19 protein-coding genes and 4 pseudogenes are annotated in these 23,978 nt (G+C 63.7%); 14 read left to right on the plus strand and 9 right to left on the minus strand.

The genetic code is table 11. The features are described 5' to 3' along the window. Positions 1–2 precede the first annotated feature (2 nt). The 3 genes from NLM33_RS03155 to NLM33_RS03165 all read right to left on the minus strand — a co-directional run bounded on the left by NLM33_RS03155 (position 3) and on the right by NLM33_RS03165 (position 3,308). On the minus strand, positions 3–494 hold the full coding sequence (locus tag NLM33_RS03155; protein WP_254094599.1) for a three component ABC system middle component: 492 nt from the start codon (positions 492–494) through the stop codon (positions 3–5). Between the two features lie 2 nt (positions 495–496). Beyond that, on the minus strand, positions 497–1,558 hold the full coding sequence (locus tag NLM33_RS03160; protein ID WP_254094601.1) for an ABC-three component system protein: 1,062 nt from the start codon (positions 1,556–1,558) through the stop codon (positions 497–499). Between the two features lie 574 nt (positions 1,559–2,132). Continuing rightward, the gene (locus NLM33_RS03165; protein WP_254094603.1) at positions 2,133–3,308 is read right to left on the minus strand and encodes a patatin-like phospholipase family protein; all 1,176 of its coding nucleotides are present in this window, start codon (positions 3,306–3,308) and stop codon (positions 2,133–2,135) included. Between the two features lie 229 nt (positions 3,309–3,537). Between NLM33_RS03165 and NLM33_RS03170 the strand changes: the two genes are divergently transcribed. The 3 genes from NLM33_RS03170 (at position 3,538) to NLM33_RS03180 (ending at position 6,876) form a co-directional block, all read left to right on the plus strand. After that, positions 3,538–4,314 (plus strand): acetoacetate decarboxylase, encoded by a 777-nt coding sequence (locus NLM33_RS03170; protein WP_254094605.1) that lies wholly within the window; start codon positions 3,538–3,540, stop codon positions 4,312–4,314. A gap of 113 nt (positions 4,315–4,427) precedes the next feature. Further along, on the plus strand, positions 4,428–5,444 hold the full coding sequence (locus NLM33_RS03175; RefSeq protein ID WP_254094607.1) for a transporter: 1,017 nt from the start codon (positions 4,428–4,430) through the stop codon (positions 5,442–5,444). Between the two features lie 37 nt (positions 5,445–5,481). Further along, a complete protein-coding gene (locus NLM33_RS03180; RefSeq protein WP_371929895.1) occupies positions 5,482–6,876 on the plus strand; it encodes a carbohydrate porin in 1,395 nt (464 codons plus the stop codon). Positions 6,877–6,889: 13 nt separating this feature from the next. Here NLM33_RS03180 and NLM33_RS03185 read toward each other — a convergent pair whose 3' ends face one another. From NLM33_RS03185 to NLM33_RS03195, 3 genes and pseudogenes are all read right to left on the minus strand, one after another. After that, the gene (locus tag NLM33_RS03185) at positions 6,890–8,188 is read right to left on the minus strand and encodes an MFS transporter (protein WP_254094611.1); all 1,299 of its coding nucleotides are present in this window, start codon (positions 8,186–8,188) and stop codon (positions 6,890–6,892) included. A gap of 111 nt (positions 8,189–8,299) precedes the next feature. Further along, positions 8,300–9,522, minus strand: a pseudogene (locus NLM33_RS03190) (acetyl-CoA C-acyltransferase). A 197-nt stretch (positions 9,523–9,719) separates the two neighbouring features. After that, complete coding sequence (locus NLM33_RS03195; RefSeq protein ID WP_254094613.1) at positions 9,720–10,490, minus strand: enoyl-CoA hydratase; 771 nt, start codon at positions 10,488–10,490, stop codon at positions 9,720–9,722. A gap of 155 nt (positions 10,491–10,645) precedes the next feature. Between NLM33_RS03195 and NLM33_RS03200 the strand changes: the two genes are divergently transcribed. After that, on the plus strand, positions 10,646–11,185 hold the full coding sequence (locus tag NLM33_RS03200) for a PaaI family thioesterase (protein WP_254094615.1): 540 nt from the start codon (positions 10,646–10,648) through the stop codon (positions 11,183–11,185). A 59-nt stretch (positions 11,186–11,244) separates the two neighbouring features. Then, positions 11,245–11,856, plus strand: a complete 612-nt coding sequence (locus tag NLM33_RS03205; RefSeq protein ID WP_254094617.1) for a TetR/AcrR family transcriptional regulator — start codon at positions 11,245–11,247, stop codon at positions 11,854–11,856. A 113-nt stretch (positions 11,857–11,969) separates the two neighbouring features. Here the strand turns inward: NLM33_RS03205 and NLM33_RS03210 are convergent, their stop codons facing one another. Then, positions 11,970–12,878, minus strand: a complete 909-nt coding sequence (locus NLM33_RS03210) for a LysR family transcriptional regulator (protein ID WP_254094619.1) — start codon at positions 12,876–12,878, stop codon at positions 11,970–11,972. Between the two features lie 102 nt (positions 12,879–12,980). On the opposite strand from NLM33_RS03210, the gene NLM33_RS03215 reads away from it, so the two are divergent. The 5 genes and pseudogenes from NLM33_RS03215 (at position 12,981) to NLM33_RS03235 (ending at position 19,451) form a co-directional block, all read left to right on the plus strand. Beyond that, positions 12,981–14,477: a CoA-acylating methylmalonate-semialdehyde dehydrogenase gene (locus NLM33_RS03215; protein WP_254094621.1), complete on the plus strand. Its 1,497-nt coding sequence runs from the start codon at positions 12,981–12,983 to the stop codon at positions 14,475–14,477. 120 nt (positions 14,478–14,597) lie between these two features. Then, positions 14,598–15,743 carry an isobutyryl-CoA dehydrogenase gene (locus tag NLM33_RS03220; RefSeq protein WP_254094623.1) on the plus strand — a complete coding sequence of 382 codons (1,146 nt, stop codon included), beginning with the start codon at positions 14,598–14,600 and terminating at the stop codon, positions 15,741–15,743. Continuing rightward, positions 15,740–16,810 (plus strand): enoyl-CoA hydratase/isomerase family protein, encoded by a 1,071-nt coding sequence (locus NLM33_RS03225; RefSeq protein ID WP_254094625.1) that lies wholly within the window; start codon positions 15,740–15,742, stop codon positions 16,808–16,810. Before NLM33_RS03220 ends, NLM33_RS03225 begins: the two co-directional genes overlap by 4 nt. Before the next feature lie 17 nt (positions 16,811–16,827). After that, positions 16,828–17,733: pseudogene (gene mmsB / locus NLM33_RS03230) on the plus strand (3-hydroxyisobutyrate dehydrogenase); the annotation flags it as partial. Then, positions 17,733–19,451: an AMP-binding protein gene (locus NLM33_RS03235; protein WP_254094629.1), complete on the plus strand. Its 1,719-nt coding sequence runs from the start codon at positions 17,733–17,735 to the stop codon at positions 19,449–19,451. The pseudogene mmsB and the gene NLM33_RS03235, both read left to right, overlap by 1 nt. A gap of 104 nt (positions 19,452–19,555) precedes the next feature. Here NLM33_RS03235 and NLM33_RS03240 read toward each other — a convergent pair whose 3' ends face one another. Then, complete coding sequence (locus tag NLM33_RS03240) at positions 19,556–19,762, minus strand: hypothetical protein (protein WP_254094631.1); 207 nt, start codon at positions 19,760–19,762, stop codon at positions 19,556–19,558. Continuing rightward, positions 19,759–20,862: an IS5 family transposase gene (locus tag NLM33_RS03245; protein ID WP_254094633.1), complete on the minus strand. Its 1,104-nt coding sequence runs from the start codon at positions 20,860–20,862 to the stop codon at positions 19,759–19,761. The genes NLM33_RS03240 and NLM33_RS03245 overlap by 4 nt, the downstream gene beginning before the upstream one ends. Positions 20,863–20,943: 81 nt before the next feature. Between NLM33_RS03245 and NLM33_RS03250 the strand changes: the two genes are divergently transcribed. From NLM33_RS03250 to NLM33_RS49545, 4 genes and pseudogenes are all read left to right on the plus strand, one after another. Beyond that, positions 20,944–21,423, plus strand: a complete 480-nt coding sequence (locus tag NLM33_RS03250; protein WP_254094635.1) for a MaoC family dehydratase — start codon at positions 20,944–20,946, stop codon at positions 21,421–21,423. 297 nt (positions 21,424–21,720) lie between these two features. Continuing rightward, the gene (locus NLM33_RS03255) at positions 21,721–22,638 is read left to right on the plus strand and encodes an SDR family NAD(P)-dependent oxidoreductase (RefSeq protein WP_254094637.1); all 918 of its coding nucleotides are present in this window, start codon (positions 21,721–21,723) and stop codon (positions 22,636–22,638) included. Between the two features lie 38 nt (positions 22,639–22,676). Then, positions 22,677–23,615: pseudogene (locus NLM33_RS03260) on the plus strand (TIGR03862 family flavoprotein); the annotation flags it as partial. Beyond that, a pseudogene (locus NLM33_RS49545) lies at positions 23,567–23,854 on the plus strand (NAD(P)/FAD-dependent oxidoreductase); the annotation flags it as partial. The pseudogenes NLM33_RS03260 and NLM33_RS49545, both read left to right, overlap by 49 nt. Between the last annotated feature and the right edge of the window lie 124 nt (positions 23,855–23,978).

A 23,978-nucleotide genomic window follows, 5' to 3' on the forward strand; every position in this document is an offset into this window, starting at 1 on the left:
TCTTAAAACTCAATTCTTAGAAGTTGTTTCAATCCATGAAGCCTCGCTTCGCCGAACCACTTTCCTAGGCGTTTAGCGCAGCCGAATACACGGGGTACATCTCCATCCCCATGACGAATGTCCGTTGGAAGGTCTGCGCCTTTGGCTCGAAAAGCAGGAAAACGTTCTCCTCGTTCTTTCTCTAGAAGTTTTGTGGCGCAACCTAGCTGCAATGCCGCCAGTGCGGCATTTGCATTGTTCTCTAGGCGCAGTTGTAGTCCTCCGATTACATCGGGCTGTTCGGACACAGCCTTCACAAGGCCGCTTTCAAATCTCATGGCGTGAATCTTTTCCACGGTTGGACGATGGAAGATCATGGCAGCGCCAATCAGGAAATAGGGAAGGTCGGGTGCTGCGCCCGTCGCGGTTTCAGCGAATGAACGAGCGAGATGCCACGACGCACATGCGCCTAGCGCGGGATTGCGCAGTATCATCTCCTCGTGGTTCGCGTGCAACGCTACTTCTCCGAGCGTGGTCGATAATCGGGGTGCCACCAAATTTGATCGTCATCGGCCAATCGATGGTAATGGCCGGAGGTCATGTAGAGCTCTCGGCAGGGCTCGCTGCCGATTGGTTCTAGATGGTCGTACGTGGAGCGCTCAAGAATCTTGATGCCAATGTGTTCCGGAGGTCGTCCCTCGTAGTCGCGTTTCGCCTGTCGCTTGATATTGAGCCAGCGTTGTTTCAGTCTCTCTCCACGATCCCGCCACTCTCTGTCGGCTATTTCTCCATCGCTTGCCAGGCGATTCTTCTCGATATTGAATTGGATGAAGTGGTCGATTGCCTGTAGCACATCATCTTCGTCCGCATCGATGCGTGTAAGATGATGAACGAATGGGCGTGTAGAGGCGCGTGCTCGATCGTCGGGCGCAACTGGCACTTCCCGCGCGGGCTTTGGTAGTAGTCTGCGCCGCGCGAGGGCGTCTTCGATTTCTCTCCGTTGAGCTATGCACGCGGCTCGAGAAATCATGCCCGGGCGACCAGCCCGCCAGCATTCGAGTAGTGTGTTGGTCAGCCAGCCGAGAAGCGCTTCTAGCGTAATGCCCGGATCCAAGCGCGGGTCAAGACTTAGCGCATCGGCAAGTTCTGCTCGATCCTCTCGTTGATTTCTCGCTTCTACGACTTCTATGCGTGCAACGAGTCGAGCGAGTTCGTTATCGCTCCGGTTCAAGACATCGTCGATAATCGACTGAACTTGCGATCGGCTCTTGGGTCTGGAGCCGCCGACTGCGCGTAGGCTCCTTACAATCGCGTCTGGAGATGGTCCTCCATCGGCTGATTGCGCCTTTAGCATCGAGGCAATGGGAGTCGAAACTGGGTTGTTAGTAACGAGCAGGAATCGTTTGCACGCGGAGCAGTTGACTGCAGGTGTTAGCCAAATTTGGAGGGTCCGCCAGAGAGCGCGGCTCCGATCTGCCAGCAGTTCCGCCTTTGGACGTAACGAGTGCTTGTCTTGCTCTTTCAGGACAACTTGGCCGTCGCGGACAACAGAAACGTCGTCTGCATATTCGACTGCCACATAGTCGCTTCTTCGCACTCTGCCGAGATGGAAGAGGGCTCGTTCTAGTTGAAAAATGTATCCGGCGCCTGAACCGGAGGCATCGCTTCCGTTCGACACGCTCGCTCAAACCTTATTCGGAAGAACCACAGGTGCGATAATTTACCCGGATCAGCCCCCTGAACTTCAAGGACTTTTTTCAAGTAACAGTATAATAATACCGAGAACCGAAGGTTGTTCACTGAACTAATGGGTAAGGAAAGTCGCCGATCAGATTCGCTCTTTAAGGATTTGGGCCGACGAAATTCGCAGTTGGTGTGGATTGGGCTCATCTCGGCCGGCGACTAAGGGGCAATCGTTACCAGAAGCGGGCCGGAAGGCTGTGGCAGCGGGCGTGACAAGTTGGAGGGCGAATGGTTTCGATTATGCTGGGTGAGCGGCGATGGCCCGAGCACGCCATGATGGCATCGTGCCCCTGTTTTTTCCGACGAGTCAAAGAGCTTCGCGGACGCGCAAGTCATTGATTTCCCAACTGCCGTCTACTTTGCATGGGGTTGTTTTCGCCGCTTTTTGTTCGAGTGCCCCCGCGAGGCGCCTACGCGCTCTCCGTCTCCCGGTGCACGTCGTGCACGACGAGGCCCATGCCTTCCTCGGGCATCTTGATCCAGTCGCGCCGCTTCAAGGTGCGCTTAGTATCCTCGTAGCCGCTCGTCCAGTGCTCTCGCATCGAGGTACCTGAAAATTCGTGGTCCTTGGCGTCGCCCTCATAGGCCTTCTGCTGATAGATCAGATGCAGGATCGCGATCTCGGGCATGTTGCGCAGGCTCGCCTTGAGCTGGCGCTCCTCCTCGGACAATTGCTCGTCGGGAAGCTTCGCCAGCGCCTTGTAGAGCAGGATCTTCAGGTTGTGCGTCCGGCGATAGACGTCGGTGTTGTGGCGCGTGCGCGAGGAATACATGATGTCCTTGTGGCGGGCCATGACGTCCTGGATCGAGCGCGGCAGCACGCCGCGCGCGCTGAACAGGTCGACCTGGAACACCAGCGAGTTGAGATCGTCCTCCTGGTCGAGCAGATGCTGGAGCGGCGTGTTCGAGACGATGCCTCCGTCCCAGAAATGGTCTGTGCCGATCCTGACCATCGGCAGCGCCGGCGGCAGCGCGCCGGAGGCCATGATGTGCTCCGGCTCGATCTCGTCATGGGCATTGTCGAAATAGATGAAGTTGCCGGACAGCACGTTCACCGCGCCGACCGCGAAGCGGATCTTCTTGTCGTTGATCAGGTCGAAGTCGACGAGCTCGCGCAGGCTCTCGCGCAAGGGGGTGGTGTCGTAATAGCTCGTTGCGGTCCTGGCGCCGACGGGGCTGAACCAGGGATTGACCTGATGCGGGGTGAAGAAGCCCGGCTGGCCCATGGCCGACGTCATCCACGCGCTGGTGAGATTGCGCCACTGGCGGAAGACGTCGCCATCCGGCGTGTAGTGCCAGATCTTGCGGTTGGTGATGCGCTCCCAGAAGATGCGGAGCGCATCGAGCCGCTTCTCCGGCTTGTTGCCGGCGATGATGGCGGAGTTGATCGCACCGATCGAGACGCCGCAGACCCAGTCCGGCTCGATGCCGGCCTCGTGTAGCGCCTGATAGACGCCGGCCTGATAGGCGCCGAGTGCGCCACCGCCTTGCAGCACCAGCGCGACGCGGTCGCAGCGCTCGGGTCGCCAGCCCTGCGAGGGAGGCTGATGTGTCTGATATGTCGGTTGCGACGTCCTGGCGTCCATGGCCGATGCCTCCTGCCTTACCGAAACGATTGCGCCCGGCAGTGACGGCGTGATGACAATTGCGCGCCGCTGCATCGTGGGCATGCAGGTCGGTCGCGCCTGGCATGACAGGAGGTCACGCGCCTGACGGAAATCCATCACATCGCGGTCAATGACGACGGCTAGCAATCTGCGTTATGCTGGTTGCTGCCGGGCGAACATCACACCAGCATCACACAGGAGACGAGCGATGCGCAGGGAAGACGTTCTCAGACTCCCGTCCATGCCGGCTGCCGGACCGAGCTATCCGGCTGGTCCCTATCGCTTCATCAACCGCGAATTCCTCGTCATCACCTACGAGACCGATCCGGAATTGATCCGCGCCGGCTTGCCTGAGCCGCTGGAGCCGATCGACCAGCCGATCGTGCATTATGAATGGATCAGGATGCCGGACTCCTCCGGCTTCGGCAGCTACACCGAGTCCGGCCTCGTCATCCCCGCGCGCCTGCACGGCGAAGAGGTGAACTTCGTCTCGCAGATGTATCTCGACGACGATCCCCCGATCGCTGCGGGGCGCGAGATCTGGGGCTTTCCCAAGAAGTACGCCCATCCCAAGCTCGAGATCGTCAAGGATACTCTCACCGGCACGCTGGAATATGCCGGCCAGCTCGTTGCCATGGGCACGATGGGCTACAAGCACGAGAGCATGGCCGGCAACGGCGATCTCACGCGTGCGACGCTGTCGAAGACGCAAATCAATCTCAAGATGATCCCGGGTGTCGACGGCCACCTCGAAGTCTGCCAGCTCGTTGCGATCAACCTCACCGACATCGTTCCGAAGGGCTCCTGGATGGGGCCTGGCCGCCTGCACCTCGTGCCACATGTCAATGCGCCGGTAGCGGATTTCCCGGTCCGGCGTGTCGTCGGCGCGCATCACTATATCGCCGACCTGACGTTGCCGTTCGGCCGCGTCGTGCATGACTACGTCAAGGAAGCCGCGGCCGCGACGGGTCTCGCGGCGGAGTAGGGCGGCCCATCATCAAGCTGTAACACACGCGTATTTGAGTACCCCCGCGGGTTCCGGCGGATGGCATCGGCCGCCCGCCAGAGAGATCACATCGTTTGACCGTGGGGTTGAGCATGGCTGAGCCGGCAAAGATCGTCAGCGCGATTTCAGGCGCCGCATCCGCAATTCCCGGCCTGGTATGGGGCTTTCGCCTGCACAGCGACGGCAGCGCCGAGGCACTGCCGATCGACAAGCCGATCGAGTTCAGCCATGACGGCCGCCTGTGGCTGCATTTCAATCTGACCGATGCGCGGGCGCGGCCCTGGATCGCCGAGTCCAGCCTGCCGCAGCTTGCGCGCGATCTGCTGTTGTCCAAGGATACGTTCCAGCAGCTCCACGTCATCGACGATTGCGTCTATGGCGTGTTTTCCGACCTCGTGCGCGACATCGAGAGCCCGACCGAGGAGACAGCGTTCCTGCGTTTTGCGATGACCGAGCGGTTCCTGGTCAGCGGTCGCCATCAGGCGCTGTGTTCGGCGGACGCGGCGCGCCGGGTTCTGGAAGGCGGCTACCGCGTCGAAAACGTCGCGGCCCTCCTGGAGAAGATCGTCGACGAGGTCGCTGACACCATGGACCGCATGGCCGACAAGATCGGCCAGGACATCGACGGCATCGAGGAGCGTATCGCCGCTGATCAGGCCAAGCCGGAGATGCGCCGCAGCCTGAGCCGGCTGCGTCGGACCTGCGTCCGGCTGCATCGGCAGCTCACAGGCCTGCGCATCTTGTTTCACCGCCTCGACCTCAAGAGCCCCGAGAATATCCCGCCGGGCTTACGGCTTCACGCCGCCAAGCTCGCGCAGCGGCTCGATGGGCTCGACCATGACATCGTGGAGCTGCGCGAGCGCAGCCGCCTGCTCGAGGAAGAGCTGCACTTCAAGACCGAGGAGGAGAGCAACCGTCACCTTCACACGCTGTCGATCGTGACCACGCTGCTGCTGCCGCCGACGCTGATCACCGGCGTATTCGGCATGAACACCAAGGGCCTGCCGCTCACCGACGTGGAGACCGGCTTTCTCTGGGCCATGGGCTTGATGGCCTGCTCGATTGCTCTGGCCTACTTCTTCATGCGGCGCATGGGCATCCTCAGATAGGGCACACCCAGCCGGTATCAGCCATGTGTGCAGAGTAATGCCTCCGCTGCGAAGTCCAATCGCAATCGTGGCGGCGTGTCTTGCCAGCGTATTGGCAAGCACGTGCGCGCTCGCCGGTGCCAAGGATGAAAGCGTTGCCGAATGGCTGGCGCCAAAATGGTTCAACGAGTGGCACGACGGGCTGGCCAACAAGGGTCTGAATTTCGGGGCCACCTATATTTTCGACAACATCGGCAACGTCTCGGGCGGGGTCGCGCGCGGCGCCATTCATCTCGGTCGCTTTGACTTCTCGGTCGATGCCGATCTCGAGAAACTGGTCGGCTGGACCGGTGGCCGCTTCTATGCCAACGCCTACGAGATCTACGGTCGCGGGCTGACGCGCAACTACGTCTACAACCTCGCCACCATCAGTGAGATCGAGGCGTTGCCCGATACCAGGCTCTACAACGCTTATTTCGAGCAGAGCCTGTTCGACGGCAGATTGAACATCAGGGCTGGCCAGCAGGCCGCGGACGTCGAATTCTTCGACAGCGAAACCGACGATCTCTTCGTCAACGGCACCTTCGGCTGGCCGGCCATCAAGGCCACCAACCTGCCGGCCGGCGGGCCGGCCCCGCCGATCGCGGTGCCGGGAATTCGCGTCAAGGCCGCAGTTTCGGACAACGTCACCGTCTTCGGCGCGATCTTCAACGGCAATCCGGCGCGGCCCGGTGACGGCGATCCGCAGACGCGCGACAATCATGGTCTGGCGTTTCGCGTCAATGATCCGCCGTGGCTCATCGGGCAGGTCCATTTCGACTATCATCTCGATATCGGTGGGAGTTCGCTCGCCGGCAATTTCACGCCCGGCGGCTGGTATCATTTCGGCGATTTCGACAGTCAGCGCTTTACAGCCGAGGGCCTTTCTATCGTCGACCCCACCGGAAGCGGCATCCCGGCAAAGCTGCGCGGCAATTATGGAATCTACGCGGTCGTGGAGCAGGCTCTATGGCGGCCGGCTGGTGTGGCCGAGAAGACGGTTTCGGCGTCGCTGCCCGGCGTCACCGCATTCGGCCGGATCGCCTACAGCCCACCCGATCGCAACCTGATCGACCTCTATCTTGACGGCGGCGTCGGCTTCGTCGGGTTCACCCCGGGCCGGCCGCTCGACCGGTTCGGGGTCGGGATGGCCTATATGCGGATTTCGGGCTCTGCCCGCAGCCTCGATGTCGACACCCAGTTTTTCAACGGCATCCAGAGTCCCGTTCGCAGCAACGAGACGCTGCTCGAGGTGATCTACGAGGCGCATATCAAGCCGGGCTGGCTGCTGGCCCCTTATTTTCAGTATGTGTGGCGGCCCTCCGGCGGCATCCCGAATCCGAACGATCCAAGCGGTCTAACGCGCATCGGCGATGCCGCGGTGTTCGGGCTGACCACGACCCTCAAATACTAGATCCGCACCACCGTCACTTGCTGGCGGCCAGCGCCACCACGGGCTTCGGCTGCCGCGCCAGCGCCAGCACGATCAGCGCGGCGAACACGCAGAGTGTGCCGGCGATGAAGAAGGCGGGCAGGTAGCTCGCCAGCAGCGTCCGCGACAGGCCGGCGCCAAAGGCGGCAGTCCCGGCGCCGAGCTGGTGGCCGGCGAATATCCAGCCGAACACCAGATTGGCGCGCTCGGGGCCGAATTTTTGCGCCGTCAGGCGCACCGTCGGCGGCACGGTGGCGATCCAGTCGAGACCGTAGAACATCGCAAACAGCGACAGGCCGTAGAACGAGAAATCGCTGAAGGGAAGGAAGATCAGCGAGAGCCCGCGCAGGCCGTAATACCAAAACAGCAGCCAGCGATTGTCGTAGCGGTCCGACAGCCAGCCGGACATGATGGTGCCGAAGAAGTCGAAGATGCCCATCGCTGCGAGCAGGCTTGCCGCCTGCACCTGCGGGATGCCGAAATCGAGGCACATCGGGATCAGGTGGACCTGGACGAGACCGTTGGTCGAGGCGCCGCAGACGAAGAAGGTCGCAAACAGGATCCAGAACGCGCGCGATGTCGAGACGTCGCGCAGCGTGCCGAGCGCAACAGCCGTGATCGGCGCGTGGCTCACCGGCGGGACGGGCAGGGGCTCGCTGCCCTCGTCGCCGAACGGGCGCAGGCCCACATCGCTCGGCCGGTCGCGCATCACGAGCGCGACGGCAGTTGCGGAGACGCCGAGCATCACGCAGACGAAGCTGAGGGCAAGGCGCCAGCCGAACCGTTCGGTGAGGCTCGCAAGCAGCGGCAGGAACACGAGCTGGCCGGTGGCGACGCTCGCCGTCATGATACCGACCACGAGGCCGCGCCGCGCCGCGAACCAGCGCGTCGCGATGGTGGCCCCTAACACCAGCGCCGTCATGCCGGTGCCGATGCCGATCACGACGCCCCACAGCAGCATCAGCTGCCAGACCTGCGTCATCGCGAGCGAAGCCACCAGCGCGGAGACGACGATGAGCTGCGCCGTCAGCGTCACGTTGCGCAGCCCATAGCGGTTGAGGAGGGCGGCTGCGAACGGCGCCATCAGGCCGAACAGGATGAAGCGGATCGAGAGCGCCGAGGAAATCTCCGCGGTGCTCCAGCCGAATTCCTTTTGCAGGGGAATGATGAACACGCCGGGGGCGCCGACCGTGCCGGCGCTGATCAGCGCGGCGAGGAAGGTCACGCCGACCATCACCCAGCCGTAATGGATGTTGCGGCGGCCGAGTGCTGCCGCGAGCCAGTTAGAAATCATTGAGCCCCAACCTTACCTAGAGGATTCAGCGTGACCTGTTCGAGGCTGGCATTTTGGCACGAGTCGCGCGCGTCTAAAATGCCAGACTTCCCTCAATTTCGGACATTTGCCCTAATGCGTGAGACGCTCGATCGCGATCGCGGTGGCTTCGCCGCCGCCGATGCAGAGCGCCGCGACGCCGCGCTTGAGGTTCTGCGCCTCGAGCGCATGCAACAGCGTCACGATCAGCCGCGCGCCGGTGGCGCCGATGGGATGACCGAGCGCGCAGGCGCCGCCGTTGACGTTGAGTTTCTCTCTTGCGATGCCGAGGTCGCGTTGCGCGGCCATCGCCACCACGGCAAAGGCCTCGTTGATCTCGAACAGGTCGACGTCATCGACACCCCAGCCAACCTTGTCCAGCAGCTTGCGGATCGCCGGGATCGGCGCGGTGGTGAACCATTGCGGCTCCTGGCTATGGGTGGCGTGGCCCTTGATCTCGGCCAGCACCGGCAGGCCGTTGCGATCGGCGAGCGCGCGCCTTGTCAGCACGAGCGCCGCCGCGCCGTCGGCATTGGCGGACGAGGCCGCCGGCGTGATGGTGCCGTTGGCGCGGAACGCCGGCTTCAGTCCGGGGATCTTGGCCGGATCGACCTTCAGCGGATGCTCGTCATTGGCAATGACGCGAGGACCGGCCTTCTCGCTGAGCGTGATCGGTGCGATCTCGGCCTTGAACGCACCGCTCTCCACCGCCTTGCGCGCGCGGCTCAGCGTCTCCATCGCAAAGGCGTCCTGATCCCTGCGCGTGAACTGATAGGCTTCTGCCGTCGCCTCGCCGAAGTCGCCCATCGAGCGGCCGGTCTCATAGGCGTCCTCCAGCCCGTCCATCATCATGTGATCGATGATGCGGTCATGGCCGGCGCGGTAGCCGCCGCGCGCCTTCGCCAGGAGATAGGGCGCATTGCTCATGCTCTCCATGCCGCCGGAGACGACGATGTCGGCCGAGCCGGCGCGAATGATGTCGTGCGCCAGCATGGTCGCCTTCATTCCGGAGCCGCAGACCTTGTTGATCGTGGTCGCGCCCGTGGCGTCGGGCAGGCCCGCTGCGCGCGCCGCCTGGCGGGCCGGCGCCTGGCCTTGCCCTGCGGGCAGCACGCAGCCCATGAAGACCTCGTCGACCTTCTCCGGTGCCAGCTTGGCGCGTTCCAGCGCCGCCGAGATCACGTGCGAGCCGAGCTTGTGCGCGGCGACAGCTCGCCCATGAAACGGCCAAGCGGCGTGCGGGCGGCGGAGACGATGACGACGGGATCGGCGGCCATGGCGGGCTCCCTGGCAGGATGTTGTGAGATTATGATCATCATATGATGCATCGCAAAAAATGCAACTGCACCCGTCATGACAAATTATCGTGCGTGGGATGAGATTTGTTTGGGGGTGGTCGGGTGGTCGCGCCGCGACCTGAACTGTCCTCACCCGCGAAAGCGGGTGATCCAGTATTGCAGAGGCAGTGCAGCGATACGGAGAGGCCGCGGCGTACTGGATGCCCCGCCTGCGCCTACCGCTTCCGGTTGACGAATTCCTGCATCAGGCGCGTCGGCTCGTCCGTCAGGAACGACTCGCCGAACACCTTAACGCTGAGATTGACCGACTCGGTCAGCGGCAATTCCTCCCATTGCCGCAGCAGCGCCTTCTGCGACCGCAGCGCTTCGGGGCCGCAGGCGAGCAGCGCCTTCACGGTGTGCTCGACCGCCTCGTCGAATCCGCCCTCCGGCGCGACCTTGTCGACGAGCCCCCAGGCCAGGGCCGTCGGGGCGTCGATATTTTCCGCCGTCATCACCAGCCAGCGCGCGCGGCTCCAGCCGATCAGGCGCGGCAACAGTGCCGCGTGGATCACCGAGGGGATGCCGACGCGAACCTCCGGCATGCCGAAATGCGCATCATGGGTCGCAATCCGGAAATCGCAGGCGGCCGCGACCTCGAGTCCGCCGCCGAGGCACCAGCCCGGCATCCGCGCAATCATCGGGGTGGGGAAGTTGCGCACGGCTTCGCAGAGGTCGCGCAGGCGGGAGATGAACGCCTCGGCGGATGCCTGGTCGAGCTTCGCCATCTCCTTGATGTCGGCGCCGCCGATCAGGCTCTTCTCGCTCTGGCCGCGCAGCACCACCACGCGGATGCTGCGGTCGGCGGCGAGACGCTGCAGCCCCTCGCGCATCGCGTCGGTGACAGGCGAGCTCAAGATGTTGAGCGAGCCGGCATTGCAGATCGTGACGTGAACGACCCCGCGCGCATCGCGCGTGACGCCGCAGTGATGATTGAGCATTTCCATCGTGCAATCCCGAACGTTTCGTGGACGTACGCGGAAGGCGCGCCGTCGGATTCACTTCCGGACCCAAATGGCGGGATTGTCAAGCGGGCGGGTGGGCTGTTGCCAGAACGAAGTCCGCGACATAGTATGATGTATATCATCTAAATAGGCGCCCCATGACTGGACTCGATCACCCCGACCTGTTTTCGCCGGAACGCCGCCGCGAGCGGATGGTGGATTGGCAGGTGCCCGGAGCTGTCGCGAAAGCAGCTCTGGGGCTTTCTGGAATGGAGGCGATGCAGGGGATTCGCGATGGGCGCCTGCCGCCTCCGCCATTTGCGAAGCTGATCGGCTTTACCATGGCCGTGGTCGAGCCGGGCCGGATCGTGATGGAACTGGAGGGGCGGGAGGATCTCGAAAACACCATCGGGCTTCTGCACGGGGCGACCGCCGCGGCGCTGCTCGATACCGCCATGGGTTGCGCGATCACGACCAGGCTGGAAGCCGGCCAGGGCTCGGTCACCCTCGATTTGAAGCTGACCTTCCTGCGCCCGCTCTCGGTTCGTTCGGGACTGATCTCGGCGGAAGGCAAGGTGATCAAGCTCGGCCGCCAGACCAGCTACACCGAAGGCTTCGTCCGCAATGGCAAGGGCGACCTTGCGGTGCACGCGACCGCGACCTTTTCCATGATGGGCGCCAACCTGACAGCGAATTAATGCTCCATTTTCGCATGCGCCGTGTTATTAGATGACCTTCGACATCCAATGAGAGCGGCATGCGCTATTCCAGGGAACACAAGCAGGAGACTCACGACCGCATCGTGAGGAAGGCGTCCGTGCGGCTGCGCGAGAAGGGCGCCCACGGCATCGGCGTCGCCGACCTCATGAAGGAGGCGGGCCTGACCCATGGCGGGTTCTACGCGCATTTCGATTCCCGCGAGGCGCTGGTGATCGAGGCCTTTGCCCACGCCATGGACCGCTCGATGGATCACTGGCGCAAGATGACCGGCGAGGTCGCCCCCGAGAAGCGGCTGGCGCTGATCGCCGAGAGCTATCTCTCCGCGCTGCACCGCGACGATCCCGGCCATGGCTGCTCGATCCCCGCGCTCGGCGCCGAGATCGCCCGTGAAAGCCCGAAGACGCGCAAGGCGTTTGCCGGCAAGCTCGACGAGATGATCGAGACGCTGGCCGATCATGTCACCGGCGTGCCGCGCAAGGCCGCGCGCAAGCAGGCGATCGCGACGCTTGCGACGATGGCCGGCACCATGCTGCTGGCGCGCATTGCCGGCTCGAGCGAGCTGTCCGACGAGGTGCTGAAGGCTGGCAGGGACACCGCACTCGACAGCGCGCGTCGTGAACCGGCCGCCAGGAAGCCGAAGCAGAATTAGGCGGGATGCCGTAGGGTGGGCAAAGGCGCTGTGCGCCGTGCCCACCATCCTTCCACGATTGTGACAGACGTGGTGGGCACGCTTCGCTTTGCCCACCCTACAAATCCGTCGCATCACCGCCCCGCAAACAGCGCCCGCTCGCGCTCCACGATCTCGCAGATGTAATCCGCCACCGCGCGGATGCGCGCGAGATCCTTGCTGTCGGCATGCATCAGCATCCAGAAGGTGCGGGTGATCGAGATCTCCGCAGGGAGGACCGGCCTGAGCTGCGGATAGTCCGCCGCCATGAAATGGGGCAGCACCGCGATGCCAAACCCGGCGAGGGTGGCGTTGAGCTGCGCGATCAGATTGGCGCTGCGGAAACGTGCGGAAATCTTCGGCGACACCTGCGGCAGATAGTCGAGCTCGGGCGTGAACAGGAGCTCCTCGATATAGCCGACGAAGCGATGCTGCGGCAGCGCCTCGCGCGAGGTGATCTTTGGGAAGCGATCGAGATAGGCGGGGGCGGCGTAGAGCCCGAGCCGGTAGTCGAGCAGCTTGCGGCCCACGATGCGGCCTTCCTTCGGCATGGTGAGGCTGATCGCGATGTCGGCCTCGCGCTTGGAGAGGCTGAACAGCCGCGCCGTAGCCACAAGTTGCAGATCGAGATCGGGATACCGGTCCGCGAACGGCGCGAGCCGCGGCGCCAGGAAGGCGGTGCCGAACCCGTCGGGCGCGCCGATCCGCACGGTGCCGGTCAGCCGCGCGAGCGAGCCGCCGACCTGCTCCTGGTTGGCGACGATGGTCGATTCCATCGCCTCCGCACTGTCCGCGACGCGCTGACCGGCCTCTGTCAGGAGATAGCCGGTCTTGCGCCGGTCAAACAGCTTGGCCGAGAGGTGCTTCTCCAGCCGGTCGACGCGGCGGATGACGGTGGCATGGTCGACGCCGAGCTGTTTTGCCGCAGCCGACACCGAGCCGCCCCGCACGATGGCCAGCACGAAGCGGAAGTCGTCCCAATCGATCGCGCCTTGATCCAGCATTTTCGCACATCTATGGTGCATTATCTCAGACTTGAATCCTATAAAATGCAGGTCAATAGGATTTGTCAAAGTGATCAGGCTCGGCCTCAAGGAGATATTTCCATGCGCGCAATCGGACATTTCATCGGTGGCAAGGAGGTCAAGGGCACCTCAGGCCGCACCGCCGACGTTTTCGAGCCGATGACCGGTGACGTCCAGGCCAAGGTGGCGTTGGCCTCAAAAGCGGAAGTCCGTGCAGCCGTCGAGAACGCCCGCGCCGCGCAGCCGGAGTGGGCCGCGACCAACCCTCAGCGCCGCGCCCGCGTGATGATGAAGTTCCTGGAGCTGGTGCAGCGCGACTACGACAAGCTCGCCGAGCTGCTCGCACGCGAGCACGGCAAGACCGTGCCGGACGCCAAGGGCGACATCCAGCGTGGCCTCGAGGTCGCCGAGTTCGCCTGCGGCATTCCGCACCTGATGAAGGGCGAATACACCGAAGGCGCCGGCCCCGGCATCGACATCTACTCCATGCGCCAGCCGCTCGGCGTCGTCGCCGGCATCACGCCGTTCAATTTCCCGGCGATGATCCCGATGTGGAAGTTCGCGCCCGCGATCGCCTGCGGTAACGCGTTCATCCTGAAACCCTCCGAGCGCGATCCCGGCGTGCCGATGCGGCTTGCCGAACTGATGATGGAGGCGGGCCTGCCGGCCGGCATCCTCAACGTCGTCAACGGCGACAAGGAAGCGGTCGACGCGATCCTCGATGATCCCGATATCAAGGCGATCGGCTTCGTCGGCTCGACGCCGATCGCGCAATATATCTACGAGCGCGCCGCGCAGACCGGCAAGCGCTGCCAATGCTTTGGCGGTGCCAAGAACCACGCCATCGTGATGCCCGATGCCGACATGGACCAGACGGTCGATGCGTTGATTGGTGCGGGCTATGGCTCGGCCGGCGAGCGCTGCATGGCGGTCTCGGTCGCGGTTCCCGTCGGCAAGACCACCGCTGATCGCCTGATGGAAAAGCTGATCCCGCGTGTCGAGTCGCTCAAGATCGGCACCTCGATCGATCCGTCCGCCGACTACGGCCCGCTGGTGACGCGCGAAGCGGTCGAGAAGGTGAAGAGCTACATCGACATCGGCCTCAAGGAAGGCGCGACGCTTGCGGTCGACGGCCGCGGCTTCAAGATGCAGGGCTACGAGAAGGGCTTCTATCTCGGCGGTTCGCTGTTCGACAACGTCACCAAGGAAATGCGGATCTACAAGGAAGAGATCTTTGGCCCCGTGCTCTCTGTCGTGCGCGCGCACGACTACAACGAGGCGCTGGCGCTGCCGTCGGATCATGACTACGGCAACGGTGTTGCGATCTTCACCCGCGACGGCGACGCCGCGCGCGACTTCGCGGCCAAGGTGAACGTCGGCATGGTCGGCATCAACGTGCCGATCCCGGTGCCGATCGCCTATTACACCTTCGGCGGCTGGAAGAAGTCCGGCTTCGGCGATCTCAACCAGCACGGCCCGGACTCGATCCGCTTCTACACCAAGACCAAGACGGTGACCTCGCGCTGGCCGTCCGGTGTCAAGGAAGGTGCGGAGTTCTCGATCCCGCTGATGAAGTAAGGTTGTCGCACAGCCCGTCATTGCGAGCCCAGCGAAGCAATCCATATCGCCGCGAAAAGAAAGAATGGATTGCTTCGTCGCTTCGCTCCTCGCAATGGCGAGAGAAATGAGCAGCCCAGCATGCAGTTCGCTCTGAACGAGGATCAGATCGCGGTTCGCGACATGGCGTTGGCGTTTGCGGCGGAGAAGATTGCGCCGCACGCGCTGCGCTGGGACGAGGAGAAGCATTTCCCCGTAGATGTGATGCGCGAGGCCGCAAAACTCGGCATGGGCGGCATCTACATCCGCGACGACGTCGGCGGCTCCGCCATGACGCGGTTCGACGCGGCGCTGATCTTCGAGGCGCTCGCAACGGGCTGTCCGACCACCTCGGCCTTCATCTCCATCCACAACATGGCGTCCTGGATGATCGATGCCTTCGGCAGTGACACACAGCGCCAGATGTGGCTGCCAAAACTCTGCACCATGGAGCTGATCGCGAGCTACTGCCTGACCGAGCCGGGCGCCGGCTCTGATGCGGCGGCGCTGCGAACCCGCGCGGTGCACGATGGCGATCACTATGTGCTCAACGGCCAGAAGCAGTTCATCTCGGGCGCCGGCGGCACCGATGTGCTGGTCGCGATGGTGCGAACCGGCGGTGACGGCCCCGGCGGTATCTCGACCCTGGTCATCGACGGCAAGACGCCGGGCGTGTCGTTCGGCGCCAATGAGCGCAAGATGGGCTGGAACGCGCAGCCGACGCGCGCCGTGATCTTCGAGAATGCGCGCGTGCCGGTCGAAAACCGGCTGGGCGAGGAGGGCATCGGCTTCAAGGTCGCGATGGCCGGTCTCGACGGCGGGCGCCTCAATATCACGGCGTGCTCGCTCGGCGGTGCGCAAGCCGCGCTCGACAAGGCGCGCAGCTACATGAAGGAGCGCAAAGCGTTTGGAAAACGTCTCGACGAATTCCAGGCGCTGCAATTCCGCCTCGCCGACATGGCGATCGAGCTCGAGGCCGCACGCACGTTCCTGTGGCGTGCTGCGGCTGCGCTCGACCGGAAAGACCCTGATGCCACCATGCTCTGCGCCATGGCAAAGCGTTTCGGCACCGATGTCGGCTTTGAGGTCGCCAACCACGCGCTCCAGCTTCACGGCGGCTACGGGTACTTAAGCGAATACGGCATCGAGAAGATCGTGCGCGATTTGCGCGTGCACCAGATTCTCGAAGGCACCAACGAGATCATGCGGCTGATCGTGGCGCGCAAGCTGATCGAGGGCGCGCGATGACGGTGGTGGTTGAAGAGGGCGACCTGATCGCGCGCGTCGAAGGTGCGGCCGGCGTGATCCGGCTCAACCGTCCCAAGGCGATCAACGCGGTGACGCTGGAGATGTTTCGTGACATCGACAAGGCGCTCGACCGCTTCGAGGCTGATTCCGCAGTCAGCGTGATCCTGCTGGAGGGGGCCGGCGAGCGCGGCCTGTGCGCTGGCGGCGATATCCGCGCGCTCTGGGAGAGCTCGAAGGTCGATGGCGATCTCGGCAAGATCCTGTGGCGCGAGGAGTACATCCTCAACGCCCGGATCAAGAAATTCCCGAAGCCATACGTCGCTTTCATGGACGGCATCGTGATGGGCGGCGGCGTCGGCCTTTCCGCGCATGCAAGCCATCGCGTCGTCACCGATCGCACCAAGCTTGCGATGCCTGAGGTTGGCCTCGGCTTTTTCCCCGATGTCGGCGGCACCTATCTGTTGTCGCACGCGCCGGGCGAGATCGGCACATTCTTCGGCTTGACCGGTCAGACCATGAACGGGCCGGATGCGATCTATGCGAAGTTTGCCGATGCCGTCGTGCCTGCCGCGAAACTGCCGGGGCTGCGCGAGGCGCTCACGAAGGTTCGCGCGGGCTCGACCGCGGTCGAGGTCAGCAAGCTCCTCAACGGCTTTGCGACTGCTGAGACCGCTGGGCCGGTGGCCGCAAAGCAGGCGACGATCGATGCGCTGTTCGCCTTCGACCGCATGGAAGACATCGTCGCTGCGCTCAAGCGGGACGGCTCGGAGTTCGCGCAATCGACGCTCAAGACACTCGGCGAGAAATCGCCGCGCGGCATGGTGGTGACGCTTAAGCTGTTGCGGTTGGCGCGGCAATCGCGCTTGCTGGAACAGTGCCTCGTCCGCGAATATCGCGCCGCGCTCGAAGTCTTCCGCAGCGACGACTTTCGCGAGGGCGTGCGTGCCGCCGTGATCGACAAGGACCGCAATCCGAATTGGTTGCCGCCGCGGATCGAGGATGTCACGCCTGACATGGTCGCGCCGTACTTCGCCGAGATTGGCGCCGACGAGCTGAAATTTAGCTAACGCAACGAAACGCGCTCACGGAGGAAACGAAGATGGCCACGATCGCATTCATCGGTCTCGGCAACATGGGCGGCCCGATGGCGGCCAACCTGGTCAAGGCCGGCCACAAGGTGGTCGCGTTCGACCTCGTCGAGGCCTCGCGCGGTCAGGCCAAGGCCGATGGCGCCAGCATCGCCGAGAGCGCGGCCGGTGCCGTGAGGGGCGCCGATGTCGTCGTCACCATGCTGCCGGCCGGCAAGCACGTGCTCGCCGTCTGGAACGACGTCGTTCCGGCGATGAGCAAGGGCGCGCTGATCATCGACAGCTCGACCATCGACGTCGAAAGCGCGCGGCAGGCGCATGCGCTGGCTAGCCAGCACGGCGTGCTCTCCGTGGATGCGCCGGTCTCCGGCGGCACCGGCGGCGCCAAGGGCGCGACGCTCACCTTCATGTGCGGCGGCGACGAGAATGCCTTTGCCGCGGCCAAGCCGGTGCTGGAGAAGATGGGCAAGAGGATCGTCCATTGCGGCGGCGCAGGCGCGGGTCAGGCGGCAAAGATCTGCAACAACATGATCCTCGGCATTTCCATGATCGCGGTGAGCGAAGCCTTTGCGCTCGGCGAGAAGCTCGGGCTCTCGCATCAGGCGCTGTTCGATGTCGCCTCGACCTCGTCGGGCCAGTGCTGGTCGCTGACGACCTATTGCCCGGTGCCGGGACCGGTGCCGACCTCGCCCGCCAACAACGACTACAAACCGGGTTTCGCCTCGGCGCTGATGGTGAAAGACCTGACCCTGGCGCAGGACGCCGCGAAGGCCGCCGGCGCCGCAACCCCGCTCGGCAAGCATGCGCAGGAGATCTATCAGTCTTTCGACGCAGCCGGCCAAGGCGGGGTGGATTTTTCCGGAATTATCAAGCACGTTAGGGAGCTGGCCGGGAAAACTTGATGACGACCTTCAAGGACGCGCGCGCGTTTCTGCTAAAACACCGTACCGATTACGACGCTGCGGTCAAAGGTTTCCGCTGGCCCGATCCGGTTCCCTTCAACTGGGCGCTCGACTGGTTCGATGCCGAACTGGCGGCGAACGATGAAAGCAAGGATCGGCCCGCGCTCTGGATCGTCGATGCCGCGCAGGACCGGCAGACCAAGCTTTCCTTCGCGGCGCTGTCGCGCCGTTCCAACCAGGTCGCCAACTTCCTCCGTACGCAGGGCCTGAAGCGCGGCGATCATCTGCTGCTTCTGCTCGGCAACGTCGTGCCGCTCTGGGAGACCATGCTCGCGGCGATGAAGCTCGGAGTCGTCGTGATTCCGGCGACGACGCTGCTCACCGCGGATGAGCTGCGCGATCGCCTCGACCGCGGCAAGGCGAGGGCAGTGGTTGCCGCCCAGGACCAGGTCGCCAAATTCGCTAGCCTCGGTGCCGAGAACATCGTCCGCATCGTGGTCGGTGCGACCTCCGAGGGTTGGCTCGGATACGATGACGCAGCAAAAGCTTCAGAGAGTTTTGCGCCCGACGGACCGACCAACGCCGACGACCCGATGCTGCTCTATTTCACCTCGGGCACTACGGCAAAGCCAAAGCTCGTGCGGCACAGCCAACGCAGCTATCCGGTCGGTCATCTCTCCACGATGTATTGGCTGGGCCTGCAGCCCGGCGACGTTCACCTCAACATCTCTTCGCCCGGCTGGGCCAAGCATGCCTGGAGCTGCTTCTTCGCGCCGTGGAATGCCGGCGCCACCGTCTTCGTGGTCAACCAGCCGCGCTTCGACGCCAAGGGACTGCTCGCCACCATCGGCCGCTGCGGCGTCACCACGCTGTGCGCGCCGCCGACGGTGTGGCGGCTGTTCATCCAGGAGAACCTCGCCGCGTTCAAGGTGTCGCTGCGCGAGGCCTGCGGCGCCGGCGAGCCGCTCAATCCCGAGGTCATCGACCAGGTGCAGGCGGCCTGGGGCCTCACCATTCGCGACGGCTACGGCCAGACCGAGACCACGGCGCTTGCCGGCAACTCGCCGGGGCAAAAGGTCAAGGTCGGCTCGATGGGACGGCCGCTGCCGGGCTTTCGCGTGCAGATCAGCGATGCCGACGGCAATCCAGCGAAGGAAGGCGAGGTGACGCTCGTCCTCGGCGACAGCCGTCCGGCCGGCCTGATGCAGGGCTATCAGGGCGACGACGGCCAATTGTCCGGCGCCGAAGGCGAGCTCTATCGCAGCGGCGACGTCGTATTCGAGGACGAGGAGGGCTATCTCACCTTCGTCGGCCGCTCCGACGACGTCTTCAAATCCTCCGACTACCGCATCAGCCCGTTCGAGCTCGAGAGCGTCTTGCTCGAGCATGAGCTGGTTGCGGAAGCCGCCGTGGTGCCGAGCCCGGATCCGATCCGGCTCGCGATTCCCAAGGCGTTCGTGCTGCTGACCTCAGGCGCCGAGCGTTCGCCGGAAACGGCGCTATCGATCTTCAGGCATCTGCACACGCGCCTTGCGCCGTTCAAGCGCATCCGCCGCATCGAGATCGTCACCGAGCTGCCGAAGACGATCTCTGGAAAAATCCGCCGCGTGCAGCTACGCAGGCTCGAGCGCGACGACGATCGCGACGATCCCCTGCGCGGCCGGGAATTCCGGGAAGAGGATTTTCCTGAGCTGCCGAAGACACGGAGTGAGACCTAACAGGCTGTTGAAGAAGTCTTCGAGCGACGCGCGATAAATGGGATGTCGTCGCCATTAAGGAGGCAGATTTCACCTTCGAGTGAGCCGTCATCCCGCAGTTCGGCCTAGCCATCACCGTTGGCTGGCTCCATTTCGTCGTTTCCCTGCCAGCCGAACTGGACGGCATCGCCGTCACAGGCTCCATGAATGCAGCCCGTGAGGCAATCGAAGGCGAACTCGCCGCCGTCGTCATCGAACAGGATGTAGGCGCCCGCCACGGCCATGTCGTAGCCTGGTGTCTCGACGACCCGCCATCTACCTCGGATGCTCATGCCGGTGCCGCCAGAAGCTTGGGCAGCCGGATCAGATTATAGGCCGCAAGCGCCAGGACGAAGACGGCATCCACCCGGTCGCGGCCTCGCAGCTTGACCTTGGCCAGGCCAGCGGAACTCTTGATCCAGCCGAAGACTTCTTCGATGCGTTTGCGGCAGCGTTGGCTGATGTCATAGCCGTCGTGACGCGTGGTACGCGCGTCGACCGCCGTCTTGCGCCGCTTGCCGGTCTTACTCAGATGTCCATTGATCGCGATATGCGGAGTAACCGATCTATCTCTCAGGTCATGCACGAACTGCGTGACGTCGTAGGCTTTGTCCGCCCCCAGAGTGACCCGCTTCGCACACCCGCGCCTGTCGATCATGGCAAGCGCAATCTCTCGTTCGGCGGTGCCAGTAGCTTGGCTCACTCCACCTAAAACCGCCAAACCATTGCGGTTCTCCATCAGCGCATGGCCCATATAGCAGAGTTTGGCCGGCTGGCCGTCGCCCTTTTTATAGAGCCTGGCCTCAGGATCGGTCGTGCTCTCATGGGTCTCGTTGGATCGCTTCTCCTTGTGGAAGCTGCGCTCGGCATTGCGTCCCGGACCGTCCTGATCTTTGTCGCTGCCATCCTTCCTCCGGAAGCTCTTGATCGAAGCCCAGGCTTCAATGAGCGTGCCGTCCACCGAGAAGTGATCGCTCGACAAAAGACGCTTCACCTTCGGCTGCGCCAAAAGCGCGTTCAAGAACTTGGCCGCAATCTCACCTTCAAGCAGCCGGTCGCGGTTCTTCGAGAAGGTTGAATGGTCCCAAACCGCATCGTCCACCCCAAGCCCGACGAACCAGCGGAACAGAAGATCGAACTCCATCCGTTCCATCAGATGCCTTTCCGAGCGAACCCCATAGAACGCCTGTAGGAGCATCGCCCGAAGCAGTTTCTCCGGTGCGATCGAGGGCCGACCGAAGTCCGTGTAGAGCTTGCCAAACTCCCCAGAAAGATCGCCCAGCGCCGCATTTGCCAGATCCCTGATCGCCCGCAGCGGGTGGTCGACGCGAACCCGAGCCTCCAGGTCAACATAACTGAACAGCGAGCCAGACCGTTCGTCACTTCCCCGCATCGTGCCACCCCAGCAAAATCCTGATCCTAGGGAATCACGATCCAAAACGCTTCGCCAGAGACTTCTTCAACAGCCTGCTAAGTGAACGAAGTCTGGAAGAAGCCGCCGATTACGCTGGAGGCCTATCAGGCCCTGGTTGGCAAGGAGGTCGGCGTGTCGTCGTGGCACTTGATCGACCAGCCGCGCATCGACACTTATGCCGACGTCATCGAGGACCACCAGTTCATCCATGTCGACCCTGAAAGAGCCAGGAAGGAGACCGCGTTCGGTACCACGATCGCGCATGGCTTCCTGACCATGTCGCTGCTGTCGATCATGTCCTATGAGGTGATGCCGGTGATCGCCGGCACCACGATGGGCGTCAACTACGGTTTCGACAAGCTGCGCTTCATCTCGCCGGTGCGTTCGGGCAAGCGCGTTCGCGGCCGTTTCGTGCTCGCCGAGGCGAAGCTCCGCAAGCCCACGGAATTGCAGTCCCGCACCAATGTGACGGTGGAGATCGAAGGCGAGGACAAGCCGGCGCTCGTCGCTGAGTGGCTCGGGTTGATCTACTTCGCCTGACGCTGCCCGTCATGGCCGGACTTGACCCGGCCACTTATCGCTGCTCAAAAGCTGTCAATTTTGTGCTCGGTGCACCCTCTCCCCTTGTGGGAGAGGGTGGCTTCGCGGAACGCGAATCCGGGTGAGGGGTATGTCTCCGCGTAAAAACTCTCATTTGAGCTCGCGGAGACATACCCCTCATCCGGCGCCGTAGCCGACGCTACGCGTCGGCGTCACTTTTAAGGACGGCGGCCGTAGGCCGCCTATGCCACCTTCTCCCACAAGGGGAGAAGGGAGGAAGAACAGGGAAATATTCGCATGGCAATCAGGTTTGACGGACGCGTCGCCATCGTCACCGGCGCGGGCAATGGTTTGGGGCGGGCGCAGGCTTTGGGGCTGGCGAGCCGTGGCGCCAAGGTCGTGGTCAACGATTTCGGCGGCGCGCGCGACGGCACCGGAGCGTCGTTGTCGCCAGCGGATGCCGTTGTCGAGGAGATCCGCAAGGCGGGCGGTACCGCGATGGCCGATGGCGCCGATGTCTCCAATTTCGAGCAGGTCACTGCGATGGTCGAGCGCGCCACCAAGGAGTGGGGCAGCGTCGATCTGCTCTGCGCCAATGCCGGTATCCTGCGCGACAAGTCGTTCGGCAAGATGGAAGCGGCCGACTTCCAGAAGGTGCTCGACGTGCACCTGGTCGGCACGTTCTACTGCTGCAAGGCGGTGTGGGCCGGCATGCGTGACCGCAACTACGGCCGCATCGTGCTGACGACGTCGTCGTCCGGCCTCTACGGCAATTTCGGCCAGGCCAATTACGGCGCGGCGAAGTCCGGCATGGTCGGCCTGATGAACGTGCTCGCCGAAGAGGGCCGCAAGACCGACATTCGCGTCAACATCATCTCGCCGACGGCCGCGACCCGCATGACGGAGGAGCTGTTGCCGCCGCAGGCGCTGCAACTCATGAAGCCTGAGGCGATCACGCCGGCGGTCGAGTACATGCTCAGCGAGGACGCCCCGACCCGCACCATCATGGGCGCCGGCGCCGGCTCGTTTGCGGTGATCAGGATCATCGAGAGCGAGGGCATCAACCTGGCCGAGTCCGACTGGACGCCCGATGCGATCGCCGCGCATTTTGACGAGATCAGCGACATGTCGAAGGCCAAGGCGCTGCAAGGCGCATTCGAGCAGACGCAGAAATATGTCGCGCAAGCCGCCGCCCGCGCCGGAGTAAAACTCTGACAGGCGTCGCCGTCATCGGCGCCGGTCCCGCCGGGCTGATGGCGGCGGAGGTGTTGGCAGCGGGCGGCGCTGCTGTCACCGTCTATGACGCCATGCCGTCTGCGGGGCGCAAATTCCTGATGGCCGGCCGTGGTGGGCTCAACCTCACGCATAGCGAGCCGCTCCCGCAATTCCTTGCACGCTACCGCGAGGCGGCGCCCAGGCTGGAAGCCGCAATCGACGCGTTTCCGCCAAGCGCACTGCGTGAATGGTGCGAGGCGCTGGGCGAGCCGACCTTCGTCGGCACCAGCGGGCGCGTGTTTCCCAAGGCGTTCAAGGCCTCGCCCTTGCTGCGGGCCTGGCTGCGCCGGCTCGACGCCGGCGGCGTCACGTTTGCGTTCCGTCACCGCTGGACCGGGTGGGACGACGAGGGACGACTGTTGTTTCTGACGCCCAAAGGCCCTTCCGCCATCGGCGCCAATGCCACCGTGCTCGCGCTTGGCGGCGCGAGCTGGCCGGGGCTGGGCTCTGACGGCGGTTGGACGCAAGTGCTGGCCGGGAAGGGCGTGGCGATCTCGCCGCTACGGCCTGCGAATTGCGGCTTCACCGTTGCATGGTCTGAAGTGTTCCGGACGCGCTTCGAAGGCCAGCCGCTGAAAGGTATCGCCCTCGTCTTCGGCGGACACCCGGTGCGCGGCGAGGCGGTCATCACCCGGACCGGCATCGAAGGCGGCGCGATCTATGCGTTGTCGGCCGAATTGCGCGAGGCGGTTGCGGCCAAGGGCGAAGCGACGTTGCAGATTGCGCTGCGTCCCGATCTCGATCGAGGCGAGCTCGCCAAGCGGCTCTCCGCGCCGCGCGGCAAGCAGTCGGTCTCCAACTTCCTCCGCAAAGCTGCTCAGCTCTCACCAGTCGCCGTTGGCCTGTTGCAAGAGGCCGTGATCAAGGAGGGCCTGTCGCTCTCATCGCTGGCGCCCGAGCGACTGGTCGAACTGATCAACGCCGTGCCGGTCAGGCTCGTCGGCGTGGCCCCAATCGCGGCGCGATCTCCAGCGCCGGGGGCATCCCGTTCGACGAAGTCGACGCCGATTTCATGATCCGCAAGTTGCCGGGCGTCTTCGCCGCCGGCGAGATGCTGGACTGGGAAGCGCCGACGGGGGGCTATCTGTTGCAGGCGTCTTTTGCGACTGGAGCGGCCGCGGGGAAGGGTGTGCTGGAGTGGCTTAAGCGTTCTTAGAACGCCGCCGCCCTTCGAGGCCTCCGCTGCGCTCCGGCACTCAGGGTGACGGCTATCGGAGAGCGTGATCCGAGGATGACTCAAGAGAGAGCGTCATCCTGAGGTGCGAGGTTTCCGGTGCGAA

Origin of the sequence: Bradyrhizobium sp. CCGUVB1N3 (assembly GCF_024199925.1) — a bacterium.
Classification (GTDB): Bacteria; Pseudomonadota; Alphaproteobacteria; order Rhizobiales; family Xanthobacteraceae; genus Bradyrhizobium.

Excerpts from the sequence above, each read along its gene's own strand:
- NLM33_RS03215 (WP_254094621.1), top strand. The coding sequence starts at position 12,981 with ATGCGCGCAATCGGACATTTCATCGGTGGCAAGGAGGTCAAGGGCACC.
- NLM33_RS03180 (WP_371929895.1), top strand. The coding sequence starts at position 5,482 with ATGCCTCCGCTGCGAAGTCCAATCGCAATCGTGGCGGCGTGTCTTGCC.
- NLM33_RS03235 (WP_254094629.1), top strand. The coding sequence starts at position 17,733 with ATGACGACCTTCAAGGACGCGCGCGCGTTTCTGCTAAAACACCGTACC.
- NLM33_RS03170 (WP_254094605.1), top strand. The coding sequence starts at position 3,538 with ATGCGCAGGGAAGACGTTCTCAGACTCCCGTCCATGCCGGCTGCCGGA.
- NLM33_RS03220 (WP_254094623.1), top strand. The coding sequence starts at position 14,598 with ATGCAGTTCGCTCTGAACGAGGATCAGATCGCGGTTCGCGACATGGCG.
- NLM33_RS03200 (WP_254094615.1), top strand. The coding sequence starts at position 10,646 with ATGACTGGACTCGATCACCCCGACCTGTTTTCGCCGGAACGCCGCCGC.
- NLM33_RS03240 (WP_254094631.1), bottom strand. The coding sequence starts at position 19,762 with ATGAGCATCCGAGGTAGATGGCGGGTCGTCGAGACACCAGGCTACGAC.
- NLM33_RS03255 (WP_254094637.1), top strand. The coding sequence starts at position 21,721 with ATGGCAATCAGGTTTGACGGACGCGTCGCCATCGTCACCGGCGCGGGC.
- NLM33_RS03205 (WP_254094617.1), top strand. The coding sequence starts at position 11,245 with ATGCGCTATTCCAGGGAACACAAGCAGGAGACTCACGACCGCATCGTG.
- NLM33_RS03195 (WP_254094613.1), bottom strand. The coding sequence starts at position 10,490 with ATGGAAATGCTCAATCATCACTGCGGCGTCACGCGCGATGCGCGCGGG.
- NLM33_RS03225 (WP_254094625.1), top strand. The coding sequence starts at position 15,740 with ATGACGGTGGTGGTTGAAGAGGGCGACCTGATCGCGCGCGTCGAAGGT.
- NLM33_RS03175 (WP_254094607.1), top strand. The coding sequence starts at position 4,428 with ATGGCTGAGCCGGCAAAGATCGTCAGCGCGATTTCAGGCGCCGCATCC.
- NLM33_RS03210 (WP_254094619.1), bottom strand. The coding sequence starts at position 12,878 with ATGCTGGATCAAGGCGCGATCGATTGGGACGACTTCCGCTTCGTGCTG.
- NLM33_RS03165 (WP_254094603.1), bottom strand. The coding sequence starts at position 3,308 with ATGGACGCCAGGACGTCGCAACCGACATATCAGACACATCAGCCTCCC.
- NLM33_RS03245 (WP_254094633.1), bottom strand. The coding sequence starts at position 20,862 with ATGCGGGGAAGTGACGAACGGTCTGGCTCGCTGTTCAGTTATGTTGAC.
- NLM33_RS03185 (WP_254094611.1), bottom strand. The coding sequence starts at position 8,188 with ATGATTTCTAACTGGCTCGCGGCAGCACTCGGCCGCCGCAACATCCAT.